This window comes from Stutzerimonas stutzeri, assembly GCF_002890915.1.
Classification (GTDB): domain Bacteria; phylum Pseudomonadota; class Gammaproteobacteria; order Pseudomonadales; family Pseudomonadaceae; genus Stutzerimonas; species Stutzerimonas stutzeri_AF.
The window spans coordinates 130,684-154,611 of record NZ_POUT01000005.1; the positions used below are offsets into that span (position 1 = coordinate 130,684).

At 67.2% G+C, this 23,928-nt stretch carries 20 protein-coding genes; 7 read left to right on the top strand and 13 right to left on the bottom strand.

Features of this window, described 5'->3' with window-relative positions; translation table 11 throughout:
• Window positions 1-148: 148 nt before the first annotated feature.
• The 4 genes from trmB to CXK94_RS11085 form a co-directional block, all read right to left on the bottom strand.
• The gene (gene trmB / locus CXK94_RS11070; RefSeq protein WP_037038002.1) at window positions 149-865 is read right to left on the bottom strand and encodes a tRNA (guanosine(46)-N7)-methyltransferase TrmB; all 717 of its coding nucleotides are present in this window, start codon (window positions 863-865) and stop codon (window positions 149-151) included.
• Between the two features lie 67 nt (window positions 866-932).
• Window positions 933-1,727, bottom strand: coding sequence for a thiazole synthase (locus CXK94_RS11075; protein WP_102894383.1), 795 nt, complete (start codon window positions 1,725-1,727; stop codon window positions 933-935).
• An 86-nt stretch (window positions 1,728-1,813) separates the two neighbouring features.
• Window positions 1,814-2,014: a sulfur carrier protein ThiS gene (thiS, locus tag CXK94_RS11080; RefSeq protein WP_037038004.1), complete on the bottom strand. Its 201-nt coding sequence runs from the start codon at window positions 2,012-2,014 to the stop codon at window positions 1,814-1,816.
• 87 nt (window positions 2,015-2,101) lie between these two features.
• A complete protein-coding gene (locus CXK94_RS11085) occupies window positions 2,102-2,476 on the bottom strand; it encodes a DUF423 domain-containing protein (protein WP_037038005.1) in 375 nt (124 codons plus the stop codon).
• A 68-nt stretch (window positions 2,477-2,544) separates the two neighbouring features.
• Between CXK94_RS11085 and mtgA the strand changes: the two genes are divergently transcribed.
• The 3 genes from mtgA (at window position 2,545) to CXK94_RS11100 (ending at window position 8,097) form a co-directional block, all read left to right on the top strand.
• Complete coding sequence (mtgA, locus tag CXK94_RS11090; protein ID WP_102894384.1) at window positions 2,545-3,273, top strand: monofunctional biosynthetic peptidoglycan transglycosylase; 729 nt, start codon at window positions 2,545-2,547, stop codon at window positions 3,271-3,273.
• Between the two features lie 132 nt (window positions 3,274-3,405).
• Window positions 3,406-5,334 (top strand): phosphodiesterase DibA, encoded by a 1,929-nt coding sequence (dibA, locus tag CXK94_RS11095; protein WP_102894385.1) that lies wholly within the window; start codon window positions 3,406-3,408, stop codon window positions 5,332-5,334.
• Between the two features lie 204 nt (window positions 5,335-5,538).
• Window positions 5,539-8,097 (top strand): hybrid sensor histidine kinase/response regulator, encoded by a 2,559-nt coding sequence (locus CXK94_RS11100; RefSeq protein ID WP_102894472.1) that lies wholly within the window; start codon window positions 5,539-5,541, stop codon window positions 8,095-8,097.
• 306 nt (window positions 8,098-8,403) lie between these two features.
• Here CXK94_RS11100 and rpoH read toward each other — a convergent pair whose 3' ends face one another.
• From rpoH to ftsY, 4 genes are all read right to left on the bottom strand, one after another.
• Complete coding sequence (rpoH, locus tag CXK94_RS11105; RefSeq protein ID WP_102894386.1) at window positions 8,404-9,258, bottom strand: RNA polymerase sigma factor RpoH; 855 nt, start codon at window positions 9,256-9,258, stop codon at window positions 8,404-8,406.
• Window positions 9,259-9,368: 110 nt separating this feature from the next.
• Window positions 9,369-10,388 (bottom strand): permease-like cell division protein FtsX, encoded by a 1,020-nt coding sequence (ftsX, locus tag CXK94_RS11110; RefSeq protein ID WP_102894387.1) that lies wholly within the window; start codon window positions 10,386-10,388, stop codon window positions 9,369-9,371.
• Window positions 10,388-11,056: a cell division ATP-binding protein FtsE gene (gene ftsE, locus CXK94_RS11115; RefSeq protein WP_102894388.1), complete on the bottom strand. Its 669-nt coding sequence runs from the start codon at window positions 11,054-11,056 to the stop codon at window positions 10,388-10,390. Before ftsE ends, ftsX begins: the two co-directional genes overlap by 1 nt.
• Window positions 11,053-12,351 carry a signal recognition particle-docking protein FtsY gene (ftsY, locus tag CXK94_RS11120; protein ID WP_102894389.1) on the bottom strand — a complete coding sequence of 433 codons (1,299 nt, stop codon included), beginning with the start codon at window positions 12,349-12,351 and terminating at the stop codon, window positions 11,053-11,055. Before ftsY ends, ftsE begins: the two co-directional genes overlap by 4 nt.
• A 229-nt stretch (window positions 12,352-12,580) precedes the next feature.
• Between ftsY and CXK94_RS11125 the strand changes: the two genes are divergently transcribed.
• The 3 genes from CXK94_RS11125 to rsmD are packed head-to-tail and all read left to right on the top strand — an operon-like array spanning window position 12,581 to window position 16,054.
• The gene (locus CXK94_RS11125; protein WP_102894390.1) at window positions 12,581-13,933 is read left to right on the top strand and encodes a M16 family metallopeptidase; all 1,353 of its coding nucleotides are present in this window, start codon (window positions 12,581-12,583) and stop codon (window positions 13,931-13,933) included.
• A complete protein-coding gene (locus CXK94_RS11130) occupies window positions 13,926-15,458 on the top strand; it encodes a M16 family metallopeptidase (protein ID WP_102894391.1) in 1,533 nt (510 codons plus the stop codon). The genes CXK94_RS11125 and CXK94_RS11130 overlap by 8 nt, the downstream gene beginning before the upstream one ends.
• Entirely contained in the window at window positions 15,458-16,054 is a 597-nt protein-coding gene (rsmD, locus tag CXK94_RS11135) for a 16S rRNA (guanine(966)-N(2))-methyltransferase RsmD (RefSeq protein ID WP_102894392.1), read from the top strand. Before CXK94_RS11130 ends, rsmD begins: the two co-directional genes overlap by 1 nt.
• 101 nt (window positions 16,055-16,155) lie before the next feature.
• Here the strand turns inward: rsmD and CXK94_RS11140 are convergent, their stop codons facing one another.
• Window positions 16,156-16,560, bottom strand: a complete 405-nt coding sequence (locus CXK94_RS11140; RefSeq protein ID WP_102894393.1) for a ribonucleotide reductase subunit alpha — start codon at window positions 16,558-16,560, stop codon at window positions 16,156-16,158.
• Between the two features lie 445 nt (window positions 16,561-17,005).
• Here CXK94_RS11140 and CXK94_RS11145 point away from each other — a divergent pair, with 445 nt between their 5' ends.
• A complete protein-coding gene (locus CXK94_RS11145; RefSeq protein WP_102894394.1) occupies window positions 17,006-17,986 on the top strand; it encodes a hydrolase in 981 nt (326 codons plus the stop codon).
• Window positions 17,987-18,029: 43 nt separating this feature from the next.
• On the opposite strand, the gene CXK94_RS11150 is transcribed toward CXK94_RS11145, so the two are convergent.
• The 4 genes from CXK94_RS11150 to CXK94_RS11165 are packed head-to-tail and all read right to left on the bottom strand — an operon-like array spanning window position 18,030 to window position 23,863.
• Window positions 18,030-19,043, bottom strand: coding sequence for an HlyD family secretion protein (locus tag CXK94_RS11150; RefSeq protein ID WP_102894395.1), 1,014 nt, complete (start codon window positions 19,041-19,043; stop codon window positions 18,030-18,032).
• A gap of 10 nt (window positions 19,044-19,053) precedes the next feature.
• A complete protein-coding gene (locus CXK94_RS11155; protein ID WP_102894396.1) occupies window positions 19,054-21,138 on the bottom strand; it encodes a TolC family protein in 2,085 nt (694 codons plus the stop codon).
• Window positions 21,138-22,466 (bottom strand): glycosyltransferase family 2 protein, encoded by a 1,329-nt coding sequence (locus CXK94_RS11160; protein ID WP_102894397.1) that lies wholly within the window; start codon window positions 22,464-22,466, stop codon window positions 21,138-21,140. The genes CXK94_RS11155 and CXK94_RS11160 overlap by 1 nt, the downstream gene beginning before the upstream one ends.
• Window positions 22,467-22,468: 2 nt before the next feature.
• On the bottom strand, window positions 22,469-23,863 hold the full coding sequence (locus tag CXK94_RS11165; protein WP_102894398.1) for a diguanylate cyclase domain-containing protein: 1,395 nt from the start codon (window positions 23,861-23,863) through the stop codon (window positions 22,469-22,471).
• Window positions 23,864-23,928: the final 65 nt, after the last annotated feature.

Here is a 23,928-nt window from a genome sequence, read left to right on the forward strand (position 1 = left end):
CATTCGATTCCCTGTGGCCGCTGCTGCGGCTCTTTTCAGTGCTTGAAAACGACGGCACGACCTGGCGCAGCGCCGCGTCCGAGCGGCGCGCGCACAGGGTTGCCTGGTGGCTGCGGCCGCGCCCGAGCGCAACCGCTGGTTGTTCTGCTCAGTCGATACGCTGGAACTTCAGGTCCCAGACGCCATGGCCGAGGCGCTCGCCGCGACGCTCGAACTTGGTCACCGGCCGCTCCGCCGGGCGCTCGACGCAACGTCCGTCGGCGGCCAGGTTGCGGTAGCCGGGCGCGGCGTTCATCACCTCGAGCATGTGCTCGGCGTAGGCTTCCCAGTCGGTGGCCATGTGCAGCACGCCGCCGACCTTCAGCTTGCGGCGCACCAGCTCAGCGAAGGCCGGCTGGACGATGCGCCGCTTGTGATGGCGGCTCTTGTGCCAGGGATCGGGGAAGAACAGCAGGACCCGGTCCAGGCTGGCGTCGGCCACGCAATCGCGCAGCACCTCCAGCGCGTCGCAACTGTAGACCCGGACGTTGCTCAAGTTCTGTGACAGAAGTCCGCTGAGCAGCGCGCCGACGCCCGGTTTATGCACTTCGACGCCGATGAAGTCCTGTTCCGGCGCCGCCGCGGCCATTTCCAGCGTCGAATGGCCCATGCCGAAGCCGATCTCGAAGGTCCTCGGCGCCTGGCGGCCGAACACTCGGTCGAAATCGCGCAGGCCATCCTCCAGCGCCAGGCCGAACTTCGGCCAGCCCTGTTCGAGGCCACGCTGCTGCCCCTCGGTCATGCGCCCGGCGCGCATCACGAAGCTCTTGATGGTGCGGCGGTGTTCGGGTTGCTGCGGCTCGGACGCGGTGCTCTGCTCTGTCATGGGGTACCTGCAGGAATAAAAAAGCCGGCCCCGGCGACGCTAGCGCCAGGGCCGGCCAGGGAGTCGATCAGCGGATCAGCCCGTCCAGGGGCGACGAGGCGCTGGCGTAGAGTTTCTTCGGCATGCGTCCGGCAAGGTAGGCCAGGCGCCCGGCCTCGATGGCGTACTTCATCGCCTCGGCCATCAGCACCGGGTTCTGCGCATGGGCGATGGCGCTGTTCATCAGCACCGCCTCGCAGCCCAGCTCCATGGCGATGGTGGCGTCCGAAGCGGTGCCGACCCCGGCATCCACCAGCACCGGCACGCTCGCCTCCTCGAGGATGATGCGCAGGTTGTAGGGGTTGCAGATGCCCAGCCCGGTGCCGATCAGGCCGGCCAGCGGCATCACCGCGATGCAGCCCATCTCGGCCAGCTGGCGAGCGATGATCGGGTCGTCGCTGGTGTAGACCATCACGTCGAAGCCGTCGGCGATCAGCACTTCGGCGGCCTTGAGGGTCTCGATGACGTTGGGGAACAGGGTCTTCTGGTCGGCCAGCACTTCCAGCTTGACCAGCTTGTGACCGTCGAGCAGCTCACGCGCCAGGCGGCAGGTGCGCACCGCATCCTCGGCGGTGAAGCAGCCAGCGGTGTTCGGCAGGATGGTGTAGCGCTCGGGGCTGATCACGTCGAGCAGGTTCGGCTCGCCGGGGTTCTGGCCGATGTTGGTGCGGCGCACCGCGACGGTGACGATTTCCGCGCCCGAGGCCTCGATGGCCGCGCGCGTTTCTTCGAGGTCCTTGTACTTGCCGGTGCCGACCAGCAGGCGCGATTGATAGGTGCGACCGGCCAGGGTAAAAGGCTTGTCGTTCGGAACTGGGCGCATGGGAAATCCTCGTTCAGACGTGATACAGCACAACGCCCGCCGCACCGCGGCGGACGCTTCGGGTAAGGGGTGCCGGTGCGGCCGGGCTAGCCGCCGCCGATGGCGTGCACCACCTCGACATGGTCGCCTTCCTTGAGTTCGGTCGAGGCATGCGCGCTGCGCGGCACGATGTCGCGGTTGAGTTCGACCGCCAGCCGGCGCCCGGTCAGCTCCAGATGTGCGAGCAGCTCGGCCACCGTCTGGCCGACAGGCAGCTCGTAGGGTTCGCCGTTCAACTGAATCTGCATACTGTTCGCCGCCATTGCGAAAGGGGTCGGCATTCTAGCCCGAACCACCCAGCGCACCAAGGCGCAGGCTGCCGCCATTCGTCCCGCTCAGCGGCGCGCGCGCCAGCCGGCCAGCGCCAGGCACGCCCAGCCGGCGAGGAACGCCGTGCCGCCCAACGGGGTGACGATACCGAGCTTGCCGACGCCGGTCAGCGTCAGCAGGTAGAGGCTGCCGGAAAACAGCACGGTGCCCAGGATGAACAGCCCGCCCGCCCATGCCAGCAGGCGACTCGGCAGCTGCAGTGCCAGCAGCGCGACGCCGAACAGCGCCAGCGCATGGATCAGCTGGTAATGCACAGCGGTCTGGAAAATGGCCAGGTAGTCGACGCTCAGCCGGTTCTTCAGTCCGTGGGCGGCGAAGGCGCCGAGGGCGACGCCGCTGAAGCCGAACAGGGCGGCGAGCACGAGATAAGGACGAATCATTCCCTTTTCCGTTCAATGTTCGATGCGGTCGTTATAATGCCCGCTCTTTTCGCCCACGACCATGCGACATGCTCCGACCTCTGCTGCGCCGCCTGTCCAAACTGCTGCTCTGGCTGATCGCGCTCTCGGCGCTGCTGGTGTTGCTGTTTCGCTGGGTGCCGCCCCCCTTCACCGCCCTGATGATCGAGCGCAAGATCGAGTCCTGGCGCAGCGGCCAGGCCATCGACCTGACGCGCGACTGGCGGCCGTGGCGCGAGCTGCCGGACGACCTGAAGATGGCGGTGATCGCCGCCGAGGACCAGAAGTTCGCCGAGCACTGGGGCTTCGACATCGGCGCGATCCGGGCGGCGCTGAGCCACAACGAAAGCGGTGGTTCGCTGCGCGGAGCCAGCACGCTGAGCCAGCAGGTGGCCAAGAACCTGTTCCTCTGGTCCGGCCGCAGCTGGCTGCGCAAGGGACTGGAAGCCTGGTTCACCGCGTTGATCGAACTGCTGTGGCCGAAGCAACGCATCCTCGAGGTCTACCTCAACAGCGTCGAATGGGCCGATGGCATCTTCGGTGCCGAGGCGGCGGCGCGGCATCACTTCGGCACGGGCGCGCCCTATCTGTCGACCCGCCAGAGCAGCCTGCTGGCCGCAGTGCTACCGAACCCGCGGCAATGGAGCGCCGGACAACCGAACAACTATGTGAACAACCGCGCCGCCTGGATTCGCCAGCAGATGCGCCAGCTCGGCGGCAGCCATTATCTGCAGCGGATCGTGCCGAACTACCCGGGCTGGTGGCCGGCCTGGCTCTGAGCAGCGATGAACGGCGGTGACACCCGCTGCCGGCTCGGCGTCTAGTGGGGCATCGCCTGCCGCAAGCGAATCCCGCAGCCGACGGCACAGGCGGTTTTCTTCATGCAGTACCTGGATCGGATTTGAAGAGAAATGAATATGCACCTCCTTCGGCTGAGCCTGGGTTACTTCGTCCTCTCGATGCTCTGGGTGCTGCTCGGCGATGCGCTGCTGGAGCAGCTGCCCGGCGGCGGCAGCCAGGCCTGGCACATGGGCAAGGGCGCGCTGTTCGTGACGATCACCAGCATCCTGCTGTACCTGCTCAGCCGCCAGCATTTCCGCCGTCTCGCCGAACAACGCAACACCCAGAAGCAACAGGAAGCCAGCCTGCGACAGGCCGCGGCGGTGTTCGCCACGACCCAGGAAGGCGTGCTGGTGACCGATCCGCAACAGCACATCGTGCATGTCAATCCGGCGTTCAGCCGCATTACCGGCTACAGCGCGGAAGAAGTCCTCGGGCAGACGCCGCGGCTGTTCGCCTCCGGCAAGCACGACACCGGCTTCTATCAGCGGATGTGGCAGGCCCTGGACAGCGAAGGCGCCTGGAGCGGCGAGATCTGGAACCGCCGCAAGAGCGGCGAGATCTATCCGGTGTGGCAGAACCTGCGCAGCATCCATGACGATCAGGGCCAGCTCAGCCATTACGTGGCGGTGTTTTCCGATCTCTCGGCGCTCAAGCGCTCGCGCGAGGAAATGGACCAGCTCGCCCACTACGACCCGCTGGTGAACCTGCCGAATCGCCTGTTGTTCACCGAACGCGCCAAGCAGGCACTCGAGCGCGCCCGTTCGCAGAAGCGCAGCGGCGCGCTGCTGCTGATCGACCTCGACCACTTCAAGGACATCAACGAGAGCCTCGGCCACAGCCTGGGTGATGCCCTGCTGCAGGCCGTCACCGCACGCCTGGGCGAGCATCTGGAAGAAGGCATGACGCTCGGCCGCCTCGGCGGCGACGAATTCGCCCTGCTCTGCGAAGAGCATGGCGCCGAGAAGGCCACCGCCCTGGCCCTGCGCATCCTCGACCGGCTGAACGAGCCGTACCGGATCGATGATCAGCAGCTGTTCAGCGGCGCGAGCATCGGCATCGTGCTGTTCCCCTATCCGAGCGACATCGAGAACGTCGAGCAGCTGATGCGAAACGCCGACTCGGCGCTGTTCAAGGCTAAGAACAGCGGCCGCTGCACCTATGCCTTCTACTCCGAGGAGCTGACCAGCCAGGCCCGCCAGCGTGTCGAGCTGGCCAGCGCATTGCGCCAGGCGCTGGAGCAAGGACAGCTGCGCCTGCATTACCAGCCGATCTACGACCTGCGCCAGGGCGAGATCGCCGGCTTCGAAGCCCTGGTGCGCTGGCAGCATCCGGAGAAGGGGCTGATCGCCCCGGCGACCTTCATCCCCATCGCCGAAGAGAGCGGGCTGATCAGCGCCATCGACCGCTGGGTCATGGAACAGGCCTGCCGCCAGGCACGCGAATGGCTGCTGCAGGGTCGCCCGCTCGGCTTCATCGCGGTGAACATCTCCAGCCGGCTGTTCGGGCTCGGCGAACTCGACCTGCAGGTCGCCACCACGCTCGCCGACAGCGGCCTGGACGCCCGTTACCTGGAACTGGAGATCACCGAAAGCGCGGTGATGCAGGACCCCGATGCCGCCCTGGAGCTGCTGCAGCGGCTGCGCGCGCTCGGCGTGCACCTGGTCATCGACGACTTCGGCACCGGCTATTCGTCACTGCAGCGCCTCAAGCGCATGAACGTGCACAAGCTGAAGATCGACCAGGGCTTCGTCAGGGGGCTGCCGGAGGATCGCGACGATGCCGCCATCACCCGCTCGGTCATCAGCCTCGCCCACAACCTCGGCCTGCAGGTGGTCGCCGAAGGTATCGAGGCCATCGACCAGGCGGCCTTCCTGCTGGCGCACGACTGCGACTTCGGCCAGGGCTACGGCTTCGCCCGGCCCCTTCCGGCAGCGGACATCGATTGGCGCCCGAGCGAACTGGACTACGGACAGAAGAGCCATTCGCCGCGTCGCTGACGGACCAGATATATCAATATGCCATCACGCCAAGTAAGCTAGCGCTTTTCCTGCGCGAGGCGGCGGCCGTGCGCCCGGTCGCAGACTCGCCCGGCAGGGCGCTGGGATGCCGCGCATTGCGGCATACTGGGCCTGCTCGCCACCGGGCATTCGCCTCGGCAGGAAGCAAACCCGGTTTCACCACCGCGTACCGCAGCGAAGATGATGAGCGACCCCGCGACAGACCACCGCCCGGAACAGGGCCTGCGACAGTACTTCACCTGGCGAAACAGCATTGCCTGGGTGGTGCTGACGTTCACGCTGCTGGTCCAGCTGATCGTGCTGCAGAACCTGCACACCAACGAGAACCGCGCGGCCGAGCAGCAGTTCGACATGTTGCGCGAGAAGATCACCGAGGCGATTCGCAAACGCCTGGTCGACCATGAGCAGATCCTGCTGGGTGGCGCCGGGCTGTTCGATGCGGCCGGGCCGGTCAGCCGCGAGCAGTGGCGCACCTATGTCGAGCGCCTGCGGCTGCCGGATCGCTATCCCGGCATCCAGGGCGTCGGCTTCGCCCAGGCCATTCGTCCCGGGGAACGTGCCGCGCACATCGCCAGCGTCCGGGCGCAGGGCTATCCCGACTACGACATCCACCCGGCCGGGCAGCGCGAACTCTACACCTCGATCGTCTATCTGGAGCCCTTCGCCGACCGCAACCTGGCCGCCTTCGGCTACGACATGTACGCCGAGCCGACCCGGCACCAGGCGATGCGCCGCGCCGCCCGCCTGGGCGAAACCAGCATCACCGCCAAGGTCAGGCTGATGCAGGAGACCCACGGGCAGGAGCAGGCCGGCCTGCTGCTCTACGTACCGGTATACGCAGCCGGACAGCCATTGGCCACAGCGGAGCAGCGCCTGCAGGCGCTGGTCGGCTTCGTCTACAGCCCCTACCGGGTCGACGACCTGATGCACGGCATCTTTCAGGCCAGCAATCTGCCGCTGGCCCTGCGCATCTATGCCAGTGCCGACGAGCAGCCGCAGCACCTGATCTATGCCACCGGGGCAATACCCGAGGCCGGTACCGCCCAATACAGCCAGGAACGGCAACTGAAGCTCTACGGCCAGACCTGGACCCTGCGCCTGGACAGCCTGCCGGCATTCGAGGCGCGCTTTCATACCAACGAAACGCTGGTGGTCGGCCTCGGGCTGGGCCTGAGCCTGCTGCTGTTCTGCCTCACCTCCTCGCTGGCGCTGCGCCACAGCCGCGCCGAAGCGCTGGCCGAGGAAATGACCCGGCACATCAACAAGAGCAAGCATGACCTGCGCCAGAGCGAGGAGCGCCTGTCGCTGGCGCTCAAGGGCAGCAACGACGGCCTCTGGGACCTGGATCTGGAAGCCGGCACCACCTATGCCTCGCCCCGCGCCTGGGACATGCTCGGCTACCGGCCGAACGAGCTGCCGACGGACCTCAAGCTGTGGGAGCGGCTGATGGTCGCCGACGACCTCGCCCAACAGAAGGCCCGGCTGGCGCAGACCATGCTGGCCAAGGTCGATCGCTTCACCAGCGAACTGCGCCTGCGGCACAAGGACGGCCACGTGTTGCCGGTGCTGGTGCGCGGCTACATCCAGCGCGATGCCCAGGGCATGGCGCTGCGCATCAGCGGCACGTTGATGGACCTCACCGAGCGCAAGCGCGTCGAGCAGATGAAGAACGACTTCGTCTCCACCGTCAGCCATGAGCTGCGCACGCCGCTCACCTCCATCAGCGGCGCCCTCGGGCTGATCGTCGGCGGCGCCCTCGGTGCCGCGCCGCCGGCCATGCAGCAGATGCTCGAGATCGCCCATCGCAACAGCCTACGCCTGGGCCACCTGATCAACGACCTGCTGGACATGGAAAAGATCGCCGCCGGCAAGATGACCTTCGAGCTGCGCGAGCACTCCCTCGGCCGACTGCTCGAAGAGGCTCTGGCGAGCAATCAGGGGTTCTGCGAACAGCACGGCGTGCACTGTACGCTGGAGCATCCGGCGGACGCGCTGGTCTGGGTCGACGGCCTGCGCCTGCAGCAGGTACTCGGCAATTTTCTCTCCAATGCCATCAAGTTCACCCCAGAAGGCGGCGAGATCAAAGTGCACAGCAGCCTGCGCGGCTCGCGGGTGCGCATCAGTGTCACCGATCAGGGGCCGGGCATTCCGGAAGCCTTCCGTGCGCGCGTATTCGAGAAATTCGCCCAGGCGGACGCCTCCGACAGCCGGCAGAAATCCGGCACGGGACTGGGCTTGGCCATCACCAAGGAACTGATCGAACGCATGGGCGGCAGCGTCGGCTTCTACTGCGAGCCGGGCCAGGGCACTACCTTCTGGTGCGAGCTGCCGGTCCAGACGCCTGCCGGCGAAGTGGAAAGCCGCGAGGAACTGCCGCGCATCCTGGTGGTGGAAGACGAACCGGACACCGGCCGCCTGCTGCACCTGATGCTGCGCGAAGGCGGTTATGCCGCGGATCGCGTGCAAAGCCTGCACCAGGCCCGCGAGAAGCTCGCCAGCGGGCACTACGAGGCGATGACGCTGGATCTGCACCTGCCCGATGGCAGCGGCGTCCAGCTGATCGAGGAGCTGCACGACAAGCCGGCGATGCAGGGCCTGCCGATCATCGTCATCTCCGCCGCTCATCAATTCGACGAGGCGCTGTTCCCGGAGCGAGTCATCTGGCTGCACAAACCGATCACCAACGCGCAACTGCTGGCGGCGCTCGACCAGGCGCTGGAGAACGCCCGGCGCAGCGCCTGAAGCAACGCGCAAATCGCCCGGAGCCCGTAGGAGCGGGCCATGCCCGCGAATACCGGCCACGCAGGAGCATCGCGAGCATGGCTCGCTCCTACAGGAGATCGTGCGGGGCTTGGGTAGATAGCCGACCTCGCTAGGCTGGGCCTCAGCCCACCAAAGGTGACAGGGCGGTATCCGATGGATCGAAGCGCAATGCCACCCAGCCCGCCCGTGTCTGGCGAGGCGTCAGGGCGTAGGCATGGCTGGCTCCGCAAAAAAAAATCGCGGGAGGCGCTAGCCATCCCGCGATTCTCGATTCGACTACGGGCTTCAGGCCTGTATCGAACCCTTGAGCTTGTTCATTGCGTTCTTTTCCAGCTGGCGAATCCGCTCGGCCGAGACGTTGTACTTGGCCGCCAGGTCGTGCAGGGTCGCCTTGTCCTCGCTCAGCCAGCGCTGCTGCAGGATGTCGCGGCTGCGCTCGTCCAGGCCTTCCAGCGCCTCGTGCAGGCTGGAGCTGGAGCTGTCGCTCCAGTCGGCGTCTTCCAGCTGGCGCGCCGGGTCGTAGCGATGATCTTCCAGGTAGTGCGCCGGCGACTGGTAGGCGCTGTCGTCGTCGGCATCGGCGGCCGGATCGAAGGCCATGTCGTGGCCGGTCAGGCGGCTTTCCATCTCGCGCACTTCGTGCGGTTCGACGCCCAGGCTGTCGGCCACGGCGGTCACTTCGTCGTTGTTCAGCCAGGCCAGGCGCTTCTTCTGGCTGCGCAGGTTGAAGAACAGCTTGCGCTGCGCCTTGGTGGTGGCGACCTTGACGATGCGCCAGTTGCGCAGGATGAATTCGTGGATCTCGGCGCGGATCCAATGCACCGCGAAGGACACCAGGCGCACGCCCATCTCGGGGTTGAAGCGCTTGACCGCCTTCATCAGGCCGACGTTGCCTTCCTGGATCAGGTCGGCCTGGGCCAGCCCGTAGCCGGAGTAGCTGCGGGCGATGTGTACGACGAAACGCAGGTGCGCCAGCACCATCTGCCGGGCGGCTTCGAGATCCTGCTGATAGAAGAGGCGCTCGGCCAGCTCGCGCTCCTGCTCGACGGTGAGCAGCGGGAGGCTGTTCACGGTCTGCACGTAGGCCTCGAGATTGGCTCCCGGAACGAGTGCTTGAACAGGTTGCAGAGTAGTAGTCATGCAGTACCTCCAGTGATGAAGCTGCAGCAGTTTAGCATTGCCGCAACAGACTGCAAGCCTATGGAAAGGTTCCCTTACAGCATAATCAAGCTACTGTTTTATAAGAATTTTTATCTAGGCGCCAGCTCGCTCAGGTGCCTCGCGACGGCCAGCCAGGCACCGATGTAGCCGAGCAGCACGGCCCCGACCACCAGCGACAGGCCATCGCCCGCCGGCACGCCTCCCAGGCCGAAATCGCTGCCGTAGAGCCCGGCCAGGCGCACCACCGCCTCGTTCAGCCAGCCCAGCCCGTAGGCCAGCAGCAGCCAGGCGATCAGCCCGGCGCCGAGGCCGTAGAGCGCGCCCATGTAGAGGAACGGCCGGCGCACATAGCCGTCGGTGCCGCCCACCAGCTTGACCACCTCGATCTCGGTGCGGCGGTTCTCGATATGCAGGCGGATGGTGTTGCCGATCACCAGCAGCAGCGTGGCCACCAGCAACAGCGTGAGGCCGAAGACGAAGCGGTCGCCGAGCTTGAGGATCGCCGTCAGCCGCTCGACCCAGAGCAGGTCCAGCTGCGCCTGCTGCACGCCCGGCAGCCCGGCCAGTTGCTGGCGCAGCGCCTCCAGCTTGTCCTTGTCGACCTCCTCGGGCGTCACCAGGATCACCCCGGGCAGCGGGTTTTCCGGCAGCTCCTTGAGCGCCTCGCCGAGTCCGGAAAGCTGTTGGAACTCCTCCAGCGCCTGCTCGCGGCTGATCCATTGCGCCTCGGCCACGTCGGGCATGGCGGCAACTTCGTCGCGCAGCTTCGCCCCTGCCGCGGCATCCACCTCCAGCTGCATGAACAGCGAGATCTGCGCGGCGCGCTGCCAGGAGCCACCGAGCCGTTCAACGTTGTCCAGCAGCAGGGCGAGGCCCATCGGCAGGCTCAGCGCGACGGCCATCACCAGGCAGGTGAAGAAGCTGCCGATCGGCTGCTTGAGCAACCGGCTGACGCTGTCGACCAGGCTGGCGCGGTGGCTTTCCAGCCAGGCGTGGAACAGCACCTTGAATTCCGGCTCGTCGACGCCGTGCTGCGCGGGCTTCTTCAGCGCACCGCCAACGCGTTCGGCGGTGCTCTTGTTCGAATCGGACTTGCGTTCGGCGCTCATCAGCCGGCCTCCCCATCGCCGATCAGGCGGCCACGCTGCAAGGTCAGCATGCGGTGGCGCATGCGCGCGATCAGCGTCAGGTCGTGACTGGCGATCAGCACGGTGGTGCCCAGGCGGTTGATGTCTTCGAAAACCCCCATGATCTCCGCGGCCAGGCGCGGATCGAGGTTGCCGGTGGGCTCGTCGGCCAGCAGCAGCGCCGGCCGGTGCACCACGGCGCGGGCGATGCCGACACGCTGCTGCTGACCGGTGGAAAGGTCCGCCGGATACTGCAGCGCCTTGTCCTTGAGGCTGACCCGCTCCAGCGCCGTCATCACCCGCTGGCCGATCTCGCGCTTGTTCAGGCCGAGGATCTGCAACGGCAGGGCGACGTTGTCGAACACGGTGCGATCGAACAGCAACTGGTGGTTCTGGAACACCACGCCGATCTGCCGGCGCAGGAAGGGAATCTGCGCATTGGTGATGCGCGACAGGTCCTGCCCGGCCAGCAGCAGCTTGCCGCTGGTGGGCCGCTCCATCGCCAGCAACAGGCGCAGCAGCGTGCTCTTGCCGGCGCCGGAATGGCCGGTGACGAAGAGGAACTCGCCGCGCCGGACCTGGAAGGACAGCTCGTGCAACCCGACGTGGCCGTTGGGGTAGCGCTTGCCGACCTGTTCGAAACGGATCATGCGCCGTCCTGCCGGGCGAACAGCGCCTTGACGAAGGCATCGGCCTCGAAGGGGCGCAGGTCGTCGATGCCCTCGCCGACGCCGATGAAACGGATCGGCGTGCCGAACTGCTTGGCCAGGGCGAAGATCACGCCGCCCTTGGCGGTGCCGTCGAGCTTGGTCAGCGCCAGGCCGGTGAGTTCGACCGCCTGATTGAACTGGCGGGTCTGGTTGATGGCGTTCTGCCCGGTGCCGGCGTCGAGCACCAGCAGCACTTCGTGCGGCGCGCTCTCGTCGAGCTTGCCGATCACCCGACGGACCTTCTTCAGCTCCTCCATCAGGTTGTCCTTGGTGTGCAGGCGGCCAGCGGTATCGGCGATCAGCACGTCGATGCCGCGCGCCTTGGCCGCCTGCACCGCATCGAAGATCACCGAGGCGGAATCGGCGCCGGTGTGCTGGGCGATCACCGGGATGCCGTTGCGCTCGCCCCACACCTGCAGCTGCTCCACCGCCGCGGCGCGGAAGGTGTCGCCGGCGGCGAGCATGACCTTCTTGCCGTCGAGCTGCAGCTTCCTGGCCAGCTTGCCGATGGTGGTGGTCTTGCCGACGCCGTTCACGCCGACCACCAGGATCACGTAGGGGCGCTTGCCACTATCGATCACCAGCGGTTGCTCGACCGGCTTGAGCAGGCCGCTGAGTTCTTCCTGCAGCGCGGTGTAGAGCGCGCCGCTGTCGGCCAGTTCCTTGCGCGAGACGCGCCGGGTGAGGTTCTGCATGATCGCCGATGTCGCCTCGACGCCGACGTCGGCGGTCAGCAGGCGGGTCTCCAGTTCGTCGAGCAAGTCGTCGTCGATGGCCTTCTTGCCGAGGAACAGGCTGGCCATGCCCTCGCCGATGCTGGCACTGGTCTTGGACAGGCCCTGGCGCAGGCGGGCGAAGAAGCCCAGCCTGGCCGGCTCGGCAGCCGCTGGCGGCGTTTCGGCCACGACAGGCACAGCGACCGGCTCTGGCTCTGGCTCTGGCTCTGGCTCTGGCTCTGGCTCTGGCTCTGGCTCTGGCTCTGGCTCTGGCTCTGGCTCTGGCTCTGGCGTCAGTTCAGCATCGACCGGGCGCTCGGGCAAGGCCCCGGGCGTAGCTGCCGTGGGCTGCTCGATCTCGTCCCCGGACCGTTCGGCGAGCGGCAGGCTGTCTTCCTGCGGCTCGGCGGCAGGCTGTTCGGCCGCCGGTTGCTGCGGCTTCTTGCGCAGCCAGCCGAACAGGCCTTTCTTCTCGCCGGGCTCGGCCGGCGTCTTCTTGTCGTCGTTGGAACCAAACATGGAGAAGGTATTCTCAAGGGTGCGAAACGCCGACAGCCAGGCTGCCGACCTCAAAATGGGCCCTATCCTAGCACCTCGCCAAGCAGGTGCGCTAAGCACGGCGCTGCGACCGAGCAGGGCGTGCGGATACCCCCGGCTTTGCCTGACCCGCGCAGGCCATTACCATGGCTGCCGTGTCGCCGCCCTGCCAGCCTGCCGGGGCGGGCACCAACCTGGACGAGTCCCGACTATGCCCCTGACGTTACGCCGCGCCGCCGCCCTGCTGCTCGGAGCCCTGTATCTGCCGCTACTGGCTGCGGCAGACAGCCAGCCGACCCACGAGTTCTTTCTCGACAACGGCCTGAAGGTCATCGTGCGCGAGGACCATCGCGCGCCCGTAGTGGTTTCCCAACTCTGGTACAAGGTCGGTTCCAGCTACGAGACGCCGGGCCAGACCGGCCTGTCCCATGCCCTCGAGCACATGATGTTCAAGGGCAGCCGCAAGCTCGACGCCGGCGAGGCCTCGCGCATCCTGCGCGAGCTCGGCGCCGAGGAGAATGCCTTCACCAGCGACGACTACACCGCCTATTACCAGGTGCTGGCGCGCGATCGCCTGGCAGTGGCCTTCGAGCTGGAGGCCGATCGCCTGGCCAGCCTCAAGCTGCCGCCAGACGAGTTCGCCCGCGAGATCGAAGTGATCAAGGAAGAGCGCCGCCTGCGCACCGACGACAAGCCCAGTTCGCTGGCCTACGAGCGCTTCAAGACCATCGCCTACCCCGCCAGTGGCTACCGCAACCCGACCATCGGCTGGATGGACGACCTCAACCGCATGCAGGCCGACGAGCTGCGTGCCTGGTACGAGCGCTGGTACGCGCCGAACAACGCCACCCTGGTGGTAGTCGGCGACGTTTCGCTCGATGAAGTCCGTGGCCTGGCCGAGCGCTTCTTCGGCGGCATCGAACAACGCGCCGTGCCGACGGCCAAGCGCCCGCTGGAACTGGACGAACCCGGCGAGCGCCGCCTCGAACTGCACGTGAAGACCCAACTGCCGACCCTGCTGATGGCCTTCAACGTGCCGAGCCTGGCCACCGAAGAGAACGCCCGCCAGGTGCACGCGCTGCGGCTGATCTCCGCGCTGCTCGACGGTGGCTACAGCGCCCGCCTGCCGGAGCGCCTGGAGCGCGGCGAGGAACTGGTGACCAGCGCCTCGGCCTGGTACGACGCCTACGCCCGCGGCGACAGCCTGTTCGTCTTGAGCGCCGCGCCGAACCAACAGAAGGGCCGCACCCTGGAGGAGGTCGAAGCCGGCCTCTGGCGGGAGCTGGACGCCCTCAAGCAGGCGCCGCCTTCGGCGGACGAACTGGAGCGCGTACGCGCCCAGGTCATCGCCGGGCTGGTCTACGAGCGCGACTCCATCACCCAGCAGGCCACCACCATCGGCAAGCTGGAGACCGTCGGCCTGTCCTGGCGGCTGATGGACGAAGAGCTGGCGGCACTCGAAGCCGTCACGCCCGAGGACATCCAGCAGGCCGCCCGCAGCTATTTCACCCGCACGCGCCTGAGCGTCGCCCATGTTCTGCCCGAGGAAGCCCGTGATGAGTGAATCCAAAGCCCTGCGCCATGGCCTGTTCGGCCTGTTGCTGGCGATCGGTTTCGGCCTGGCGGGCTGCGATGATGGCTCCAGCGTCCTGCCGCAGCCCGGCCAGCCGGTCGAGCAGGACGTGGCCCGCGAAGCCAGCCAGCCCGCCGTAGCGACCGAAGGGGCCAGGAAGCCGCGCCTGGAGTCGCTGGCCGAGCTGGGCGACCAGCCGCTGGCGCGGCGCAGCCTGGACATCCAGAGCTGGCAGACCGCCGAAGGCGCCAAGGTGCTGTTCGTCGAGGCCCGCGAATTGCCGATGTTCGACCTGCGCCTGACCTTCGCCGCCGGCAGCAGCCAGGACGGCGACGTACCCGGGCTGGCGCTGCTGACCAACGCCATGCTCAACGAGGGTGTCGAAGGCAAGGACGTCAGCGCCATCGCCCGTGGCTTCGAAGGCCTCGGCGCGGACTTCGGCAACGGCTCCTACCGCGACATGGCGGTGGCCAGCCTGCGCAGCCTGAGCGCCCCCGACAAGCGCGAGCCGGCGCTGGAACTGTTCGGCCAGGTGGTCGGCCAGCCGAGCTTCCCCGAGGACTCGCTGCAGCGGATCAAGAACCAGCTGCTGGCCGGCTTCGAATTCCAGAAGCAGAACCCCGGCAAGCTGGCCAGCCTGGAGCTGTTCGCCCAGCTCTACGGCGAACACCCCTACGCCCATCCCAGCGAAGGCACGCCGGAGTCGATCCCGGCGATCGGCGTCGAGCAGCTGCGCGCCTTCCACGCCCGCGCCTACGCGGCCGGCAATGCGGTGATCGCGCTGGTCGGCGACCTTTCCCGCGAGGAGGCCGAAGCGCTGGCCGCGCAGGTTTCCGCCGCGCTGCCGCAGGGTCCGGCGCTGCCGCCGACGCCCGCCCCCGCCGCGCCCACGGCCGGCACGCACCATATCGACTACCCCTCCAACCAGAGCCATCTGATGCTCGCCCAGCTCGGCATCCCGCGCGGCCATCCGGACTACGCGGCGCTCTACCTGGGCAACCAGATCCTCGGCGGCGGCGGCTTCGGCACCCGGCTGATGGAGGAAGTCCGCGAGAAGCGCGGCCTGACCTACGGCATCTACTCCGGCTTCAGCCCGATGCGCGCCGAAGGGCCGTTCATGATCAGCATGCAGACCCGCGCCGAACTCACCGACGGCGCGCTGGAGCTGGTCCAGCGACTGGTGCGCGACTACCTCGCCGAAGGTCCCACCGAGGCCGAGCTGGAGCGCAGCAAGCGCGAGATCGCCGGCAGCTTCCCGCTGTCCACCGCGAGCAACGCCGACATCGTCGGCCAGCTCGGCAGCATCGGCTTCTATGGCCTGCCGCTGAGTTACCTGGAAGATTTCATGGGCGAAATCCAGGCGCTGACGGTCGAACAGGTGAAGACGGCGATGGACAAGCACCTGCAGGCCGACGCCTTCGTCATCGTCACCGCCGGCCCCAGCGTCGAGCAGCAACCGCTGCCGCCACCCAGCGACAAACCAGCCGAACAGCCCAGCACGGTTCCGGAGCATTGATGGCCAATCCCCCCATTCGTCCCAGCGCCCACGGCGGCCAGGGCCAGTTGCGCATCATCGGCGGCGAATGGCGCTCGCGCCGCTTCAGCTTCCCCGATGCCGAGGGCTTGCGGCCGACGCCGGACCGGGTTCGCGAGACCCTGTTCAACTGGCTGGCGCTCTACCTCTCCGGCGCCCGCGTGTTCGACCCGTTCACCGGCAGCGGCGCGCTCTACCTGGAGGCGCTGTCGCGCGGCGCCGGCATGGCCCTGGCGCTGGACGTCAACGCCAACGCCATCGCCAGCCTGCGCAAGCACTTGGACACACTCAAGTGCGGCCACGGCCAGCTGCTACAAAGCGACGCGCTGCGTTACCTGGAAACCCAGTCGCCGACGACCTTCGACTTGGTCTTTCTCGATCCGCCGTTCAACAAGAACCTGTTGCAGCCGGCCTGCGAACTGCTGGAAAGCAGGGGCTGGCTGGCCGAGCACGCCTGGATCTACACCGAGAGCGAAGCCGTGCCTTCCAGCCTCGGCCTGCCGGGCAACTGGCGACTGCACCGCGAGAAGAAGGCCGGCAAGGTGCACTACGCACTGTGGGAGCGCCAAGCCCGGTAGCGGCGCTTTTTCGTAGGCGCCAGCTTGCTGGCGAGCAGCGAAGTCGAGTCATCGCCGAGACGACAAGCCGCAACAAGAACCGGGCTCAGTCAGTGGTCCTTTCAGTAGAACTCGACCGGCTGCCCGGCGCGATCGAAGGCCAGGAAGCGGCCGACATTGCCGGTCTCGATGGCACCGACCATTATCTTCAGCGGCTGCTCGGCCTCATCCGCGCCGGGCGTGATGCCCGCCTGACCGGGCAATGCGGCGGCGAACAGCAGGTCCCAGGCCACGCCGGTGCGCTCCGACTCCTCGCGCAGCGCCGCGAAGCCGCTCAGCTCCTCGGGCAGCTTGTCGACGCAGAGCACCGGCTTGAGCGAGCCGCCGGCATTCTCCTCGAAGCGCCGGCGCTCGGCCTCGGTGGCGTCCTCGGGCAGCTCGGCGCTGACGAAGACGAACAGCAGCCGCTGGGGTTCGTGCTGCCGGCGCGCGGCATCCAGCAATCGATCGAAGGGGGTGATGGTCATGGACGAGGTTCCGGATAGCGATTCGACGCCCACTGTTCACTGCCCGGCGGACGCTGGCCATATCTCCAAAGACATACACCCGCCGGACGGCGGCACCATTCAACCCCTGGATGGTGCTTTTCTTCCTGGCCGCATGGCATTAGGGTCTGTTGATGTTTCATTCGCGGCCGCGCCGAAGCCTGTTTTTACGCGAGGCAAGGCACGAGGAGCGAAGTTTGGTCATTCCAAATCAGCGACGAGTAACGCCGCATCGCGCAAAAACAGGCCCGGCCCTTCGGGTTGCGCGGCAAATGGCGCCATGCGGCGTTGCGGGACTTGGCAAGGGAATGACCATTACCTGCGTCCCGCGCCTTGCCTGGCGCCATTTGACGCAGCAACGCGGCTCGCAATGAAACGTCAACAGACCCTAGGGTCCGGAGAAACAGACGAGCCGCACAAACATCCCGTGTCCGACGCCTTCCAACCCGCCTGGTGGCTCCCCGGGCCGCACCTGCAGACCCTGTGGAACCCGTTCTTCCGCACCGCGCCGCGGCTCGCGCGCCGGCGCGAGCGACTGTGGCTGGCCGATGGCGATTTCATCGACCTCGACTGGCACGGCCCGCACGACGCCACGGCGCCGCTGGTACTGGTGCTGCACGGCCTCACCGGTTCGTCCAGCTCGCTCTACGTACTCGGCCTGCAACAGCAACTGGCTGCCCAGGACTGGGCCAGCGTGGCGATCAACTGGCGCGGCTGCTCGGGCGAACCCAACCTGCTGCCACGCGCCTACCACTCCGGCGCCAGCGACGACCTCGCCGAGGTGATCGCCCATCTGCAGGCCTGCCGCCCGCTGGCGCCGCTGCATGCCGTGGGCTATTCGCTGGGCGGCAACGTACTGCTCAAGTACCTGGGCGAGACCGCCGCCGACTGCCCGTTGCGCAAGGCGGTGGCGGTGTCCGTGCCGTTCCGCCTGGACCAGTGCGCCGACCGCATCGGCCTGGGCTTCTCGCGGATCTACCAGGCGCATTTCATGAAGGCCATGGTCGCCTACGTGCAGGACAAGCAGCAGCGCTTCCAGCGCGAGGGCCTGGTCGAGCACCTCGGCGCCCTGCAGCGCCTCGGCCCGCTGCAGGGCATGCGCACCTTCTGGGACTTCGACGGCCGCATCACCGCGCCGCTGCACGGCTTCAGCGACGCCCAGGACTACTACCGGCGCGCCTCGAGCCGCTATTTCCTTCCTACCATCGCGATCCCGACCCTGCTGATCCAGGCCGCCGACGACCCCTTCGTGTTCCGCCACAGCCTGCCGCAGGCCACCGAGCTGTCGCCCTCCAGCCTGCTCGAACTGCATGCCAGGGGCGGCCATGTCGGTTTCATCGAAGGCACGCCGAGGCGACCGCGCTACTACCTGGAGCGCAGAATTCCGCAGTGGCTGGCCAGTCGATGATGCGACCCTCCAACCGGTGAGGCCGGATCAGCCGCAGAGGTTGCTAGCCGCCGAAGGGGAGCCAGGCATGCGCAAAGCGCGCCTTGAGACCAAGCCGATCGATACGCCAGTCGTCCGGCAAATCCTCCACGCGTGCGATCACCCGCAAGCTGCGCGTCGGCGCGCTGAACGGCGGCCGTAGCTCCACCGGTACCGGTGCGGCATCATCCACGGCCTGCAGCACTATTGCCGGGCGCTTGCTGCCATCCGGGAAAATCAGCGTCAGCGGCTTGCCGGCAGTGGCATCGGCGGCATGGCTCGGGTGCAGATAGATCCACACCTGCGCCTCACCACCGCGCTCCAGGCGCAGCAAGGGCGTCCCCGGACCGACGTTCTCGCCCGGCGCGACCATGATCTCACCCACCTTGCCATCTTCTTCGGCACGCAGTTCGAGCCCCTGCAGACGGCTGTCCAGCCAGGCGAGCTCAAGCTCGCGCTGACGCTGATCCGCGCTCACGGCCGGTTGGCGGCGCTGCTCCAGTTGGTACAGATCACGCAACCGCGCATCGCGCTGGTCGGCCGCTGCCAGCAACTCGCCGCGGGTGGCCGCGCCGGCGTCGAACAGCCGCTGCGTCTGATCCACGCGCGCCTGCGCTCGATCGAGCAGGATCTGCAACAGTGCCCGCTCGCGCTCCAGTGCCGCTGCGTCCTGTCCGGTCGGTGTCGCACCTGCGGCTTCCAGCAGGAAACGGCGGGCGCGCCATTCCGGGTTGTCCAGCCGGACCAGCAGCTCACCGGCGCTCACGCGCTGCCCCGGTTGTACCAGCACCTGCCGGACCTGCGCGCCATCGCGTGCCCGCAGCTCACTGCCAGGCAGGTGCAGCTGCGCGGGCGCCTCGATCAGCCAGAGGGTGAGTGCCCAGCGCCCCACCAGCCATAGCAACGGGCTGACCACCGCCAGCAGGATGAGGTACCAGCGCAACCGGAAAGCCAGGCGCTTGCCTGGCGCATAGAGCACCTGCAGCCCCTGCTCCTGGGTCGGTTGCTGTTCCTTGGCACTGGAGAATCTGATCTTCATGCGGTTCTGCTCAATGGGGGTAGTAGGACCAGTCCTGCCAGTCGACGCCGCCAACGGACGCCGTCTGCAAACGTTGACGCCAGCGCTCGACCTGGGCTTGCAGCTGCGTCCGCGCCACGCCGCTCCAGCTTTCCTCTGCAGCCAGTTGCGGCTCGACGCTCTGTGCCAGGCGGAACCTCAGCGCCGGCCAGCGCCGGGCGATGCCCTCGGCCAGCTCGGTGCTGCGCTCGGGGTTGCGCGTATAGATCATCAGGCTCACCTGGCGCACGCCCCGCTGTTGCAGGTGACAGGGCACGCAGTACTCCCCGGGCCGCGGCTCGGCGAACCAGCGAGGGTGGCTGGACACGTCCAGCGGCCAGGGGCTGACCCGGGACACCTCCGCCAGCGTGTCCATCCAGTCCTGCAGCCGCGCCTGCGGAACCGGCCAGCCCAGCTGCTCGACCTCCAGATCGAGGTGCAGGGCAGCAAACGGCAGCGTGGACAGCTCGGCCAGCAGGTCGATCAGGCCTTGGCGGGGCCCCGGCAGCAGCCATTGCGGATCGCCGAGCAGCAGCGTCACCTCCAGCCCATGCTCGCGCGCCTCAGCCAGCGCCACCCTCAGCTGACCACGCAGCCGCTCGGGTTCGGCGACCTGCGCGGCGCTGAGTCCAAGGTGGATACGCTGCATACCGGCCGCCGTCAGTGCGCGCAGGGTACGATCGCGCGTCTGCTCGTCGAGCAGCGGCCGGCTGTCCCAGACATAGACGCCCTGGCGCCAGGCATCGGGGGCAGCCGCCGATAACCGGCGCTCGACCGGCAGCTGAGCCTGCCAGTCGAGTTGCGCCGGCCCCAGCAACGAAGAATGCGCGCCATCGTCGTCAACGAACAGCCGCAGCGCCGCCTCCTGCAACCAGAGCCCGTGCCAGGCGGCGATCAGGCGCAGCCCGGCGTAGCCATGCTCGAGCTCCGCCGACAGGGTGCCGAGGAATGCCTGATCGACCTGGTTGTCACGACGTAGGCGCTGCTCGCGCATGGCCAGCTCCGCCGCCTCCAGTTGCTGTCGCGCCTGCGGCAGCTCTTCGGCCGCCTGCCGCTGGGTCCGCAGCGCCTGGGCCAGGCCCTGCACCAGTTGCTCGCGCTCGGCATCCAGCTGTGCCTGCGCCGCCTGATGGCGTGCCTCGCCCTCTTCGCCGCGCGCCTGGCCGTAGGCCAGCGGGTCGAACGGAGCCGACAGGCTGATACTGGCGACCAGGCCATTACCCGGCTTGCTGCCGCCGTTTCGATCCTCGTAGCTCTGCGCGACGCTGAAGCTCGAGTCGACGCCGGCATACCACGGGCTTTGCCGATTACGCTCGGCCAGCCGCAGCTGCTCGCGCCGAGCCTGCAGACGCGGGTGTGTCTCGAGCGCCTGCAGCCAGGCCCCCAGGGGCTGCACCGCAGCAGCCAGTGTTTCGGCCTGCGCTCGGTACCCGGGCTCGATGCTCTGGCCGGACAAGGTCTGCAGGCTGTAGCGGGTTTCATCCAGCAGCAGCGGAACGTCGGCACAGCGCCGCTGCAAGGCTTGCCAGCGGCTATCCAGCAGGCGCGCCTCGGAAGCCAGCAACCAGCCGCCACGCAAACGCTCCGCCAGCCGCTGCCGGGCCTTTTCCGCGCCCCCGGCGAGCCCTTCGCACCAACGCTGCTCCTGCTGCGCGCGCCACCAGTCCGCGTAGGCACTGCGCAATGCCAAACGCTGTTCGCCCCGGTACAAATGACGCCGCGCCTCCTGCTGCCGGCGCTCGGCGTCCACGCTGTGTAGCGCATCCAGCTGCCGGCGCAAGCTGCCCAGCAGGGGGTGGCGCAAGCCCAGTGCGAGATCGCGGCCGTAGTAATCGTCGCGCAGATCGTCGGTCACCAGCTCGCGGTAACGGCCACTACCGGCCGAGGCGAACCATTGCCATCCGGCCTCGGCCTCACGCTGCTGGCGCAGCGCATCCAGTGCGGACAACTCGGCGTCGACGGCGCGTACCGCCGCGGCCGCACCGCTGTTGTCGAGCAGAATGGATAACGGCAGTACATCGGCCCGACAGACCGTCCCCGCCCACAGCAGTACGACGAGAAGCCACGAGCGCCGCATCAGAACCTCTTCGCCTTGCGCAGTACCCACCAGGGCGCCATCGCGGTTTCTTCATGACCACGCCGGATCAGCTCGTTGAGAATCGCCACGGCGCTCCAGCAGCGCATGACGAACATGAACAACGGAAACAGCGGCACCGCCCAGCACAGCCGGAGATCATCCCGAACCCGCTCGGACACCATCGCCAGCAGCGCAGCGTAGGCCAGCAGGGTATTGGCCAGGTAAACCAGGTAGACCAGCAGGGCGAGCACGAGGAAGGTCGACAGCGTCAGCGCATAGAGGCCGACGACGAAGTAGCCGAGAATGATGAACGGCAGAACCAGCTGGAAGAAGAAGCCGCTGACCAGCACCACCAGGAAGTTCGGCCAACCCAGCAGCCGTGGCGTGAAGCTGTGGCGGTGCTTGCGCACGTAAAGGAAGAACAGATCGCCGTCCCAGCGCAGGCGCTGCAGCAGAAACTGGCGGAATGTCACCGGGGCGTCGGTATGGCCGATGGCACAAGGCTCGAAGGGGATGCGCAGCGGCCTGCGGCCGAAGTAGTTCTTGATCCGCAGGGTGATGTCCAGGTCCTCGGCGGTGTGGGTATCCCAGCCGCCGATCGTGCGCAGGAAGCTGCGCCGGAAAGCGCCGAACGCACCGGAGACATTGTTCACCACGTTCCACTCGCTGAGGCCGATCTTGGCCATCTGGATCGACAGCAGGTATTCCAGGGCCTGCATCGCCGTGGTCAGCGAAGCCCGTGCGTTGCGTACCCGCAGGCTGCCAGCCACGGCAGGAACGTCCGGATCCTGGAAATGCCGGACCATGTTGACCACCATGTCATTGTCGAACGAGGTGTCGCCGTCCAGCGCCATGACGATCTCGCCGGTGCTGTATTCCAGGCCGGCGTTGAGCGAGGAGACCCGGCCGCCGCGCTGCCATTTGGCGATCGGCCGCAGAAAACGACGCGGATACAGCCGCGCGTCGACGCGAAAATCGCGCACCGCCTGCATCGTCGAGTGATTGGCCGCGGCACCGTCGATCACCGGAATCATTTCGATCTCGCCACGATAGGTCTGCTCGCACAGGCTGAGCAACGTGGTCTGCACGTCACGGCCTTCGCTGTAGCAGGTGATGATGCAGGAGACCCGTGGCTGGTAGCTGTTGCCCTCGGGCAACTCGAACGGCTTGCGCACGAACCAGCGCAACACGCCGAGCAGAATCACCAGGCTGAGCGGCACCTCCAGCAGCAGGAACGCCGGGAACAGCATTACCAGCAGGTAGCCCAGCCCGTCGGGCTTGTCGATTTCGCCGAGAATCCCCAGCCACTGTAGCCAGAAGCCCTCCATGCTCAGCCCAGCTCCCCGTTCAGGCGCGCCAGCAGTAGCGCTGCATCCTCCTGTTCGAGCAGATCGGCCGGCGCGGTGAAGCCGACCTGGCGCAGTTGCAGGCGTCCGATCTGTTCGCTGGCCAGTCGTTCGGCACCTTGCGCCAGGCGCTGGCGCACCACGGCGAGGCCGGCCGCATCGGTATGCGGCATCATCACCCAGAGAATCTCTTCGCTGACCCGGCTACAGCGATCGGTATCGCGTACGGCCTCCTGCAGCCGCTCGACCAGGCTGTCCACCAGCGCATGGCCCCGCAGCTCCCCGAGCTCGCCGATGGTCGCCGCCAGGTTGACGAACCGCAGCCCCAGCAGGGAAAACGCCGGCTGCTTGTAGCGGCGCACCAGCTGCAACTGCCAGTTGAGCAAATCATGGAACGACTTGTGGCTGAGCAGGTTGAGCTGGCCGAACCGGTCGGTATCGACGGCATTGGCGGTATAGCCCTGGCGACAACGCAGCCGGCCGGCTTCAGCCAACCGGTAGTTGCGCACTTCGCGCACCCGCAGCTTGTCCGGCGCATGGGCGTGTCCGCAATCCAGGCAGCGCGCCTCGACTTCCGCATCGACGAAGAATGCCTGGCAGCCGCGGCAGCGGTAGTTTTCCAGCGGCCGGTCATAATCGCTGCCGATGTGGCGCAGGCGGCTGAGGCAGTTCGGGCAGAGCAGCAGGCCATCCTTGAGAAAGTGCTCCTGCGGCCCGACATGGCCACAGGTGAAGCAGTGCAGCGACGGCTGGCGGGCGATCTCCAGCGCCTGGCACTCAGGGCAGACATCCACGTAGTTCAACCGTCCGGAGCCACAGCTGACGCACAAGCGCACGCGGTCGAGCAATTCGGCTTCCTCCAGCCAGCCCTGCTGGGTCATCAGCTGCAGCCAGGCGAAGGCATTCGGCGTCTCGTCATCCTCCAACGCTTCGAGCAGGGGATAGCGATAATGCTGCGCGACACTGGCGTCGCGCACGGCACGCACGGCCCCATGGGGGCGCAGCCACAACCAGGCCAATACCCGCGCCTCGAAACGCTCGGGCGCCGCGCCGTGGTTGAACACCCCGAAGCGTTCACGCCACAACCGCCACAGCGGTGCCAGCGCGCCCAGATCAGGCGGCGGAGCGCCATCACCCAGCGCAGCGCACCAGCTGTCCTGGTCCTGGCAACAGTAGATCAGGCTGAAACGGTAACGCCTGTCCATGCGCAGGCTGCGCAAAGCCTCACCGGCACGCGCGCCGGGCAAATCCAGCAGCACCACGTCGTAGGTGGCCCCATCACTGAGAGTGGCGAGGTCGAGATGCCGTTCGACTTCGATCCCGGTGAACGGAGACGAGGAAACACCCAGCACGGCAACGCGTGGTACAGAAGATGGCATAGCGGAACGACCCGGCACGGAATAGATATCGAAGCGCCATCATGGTAATGCATTTTGTATGGCAA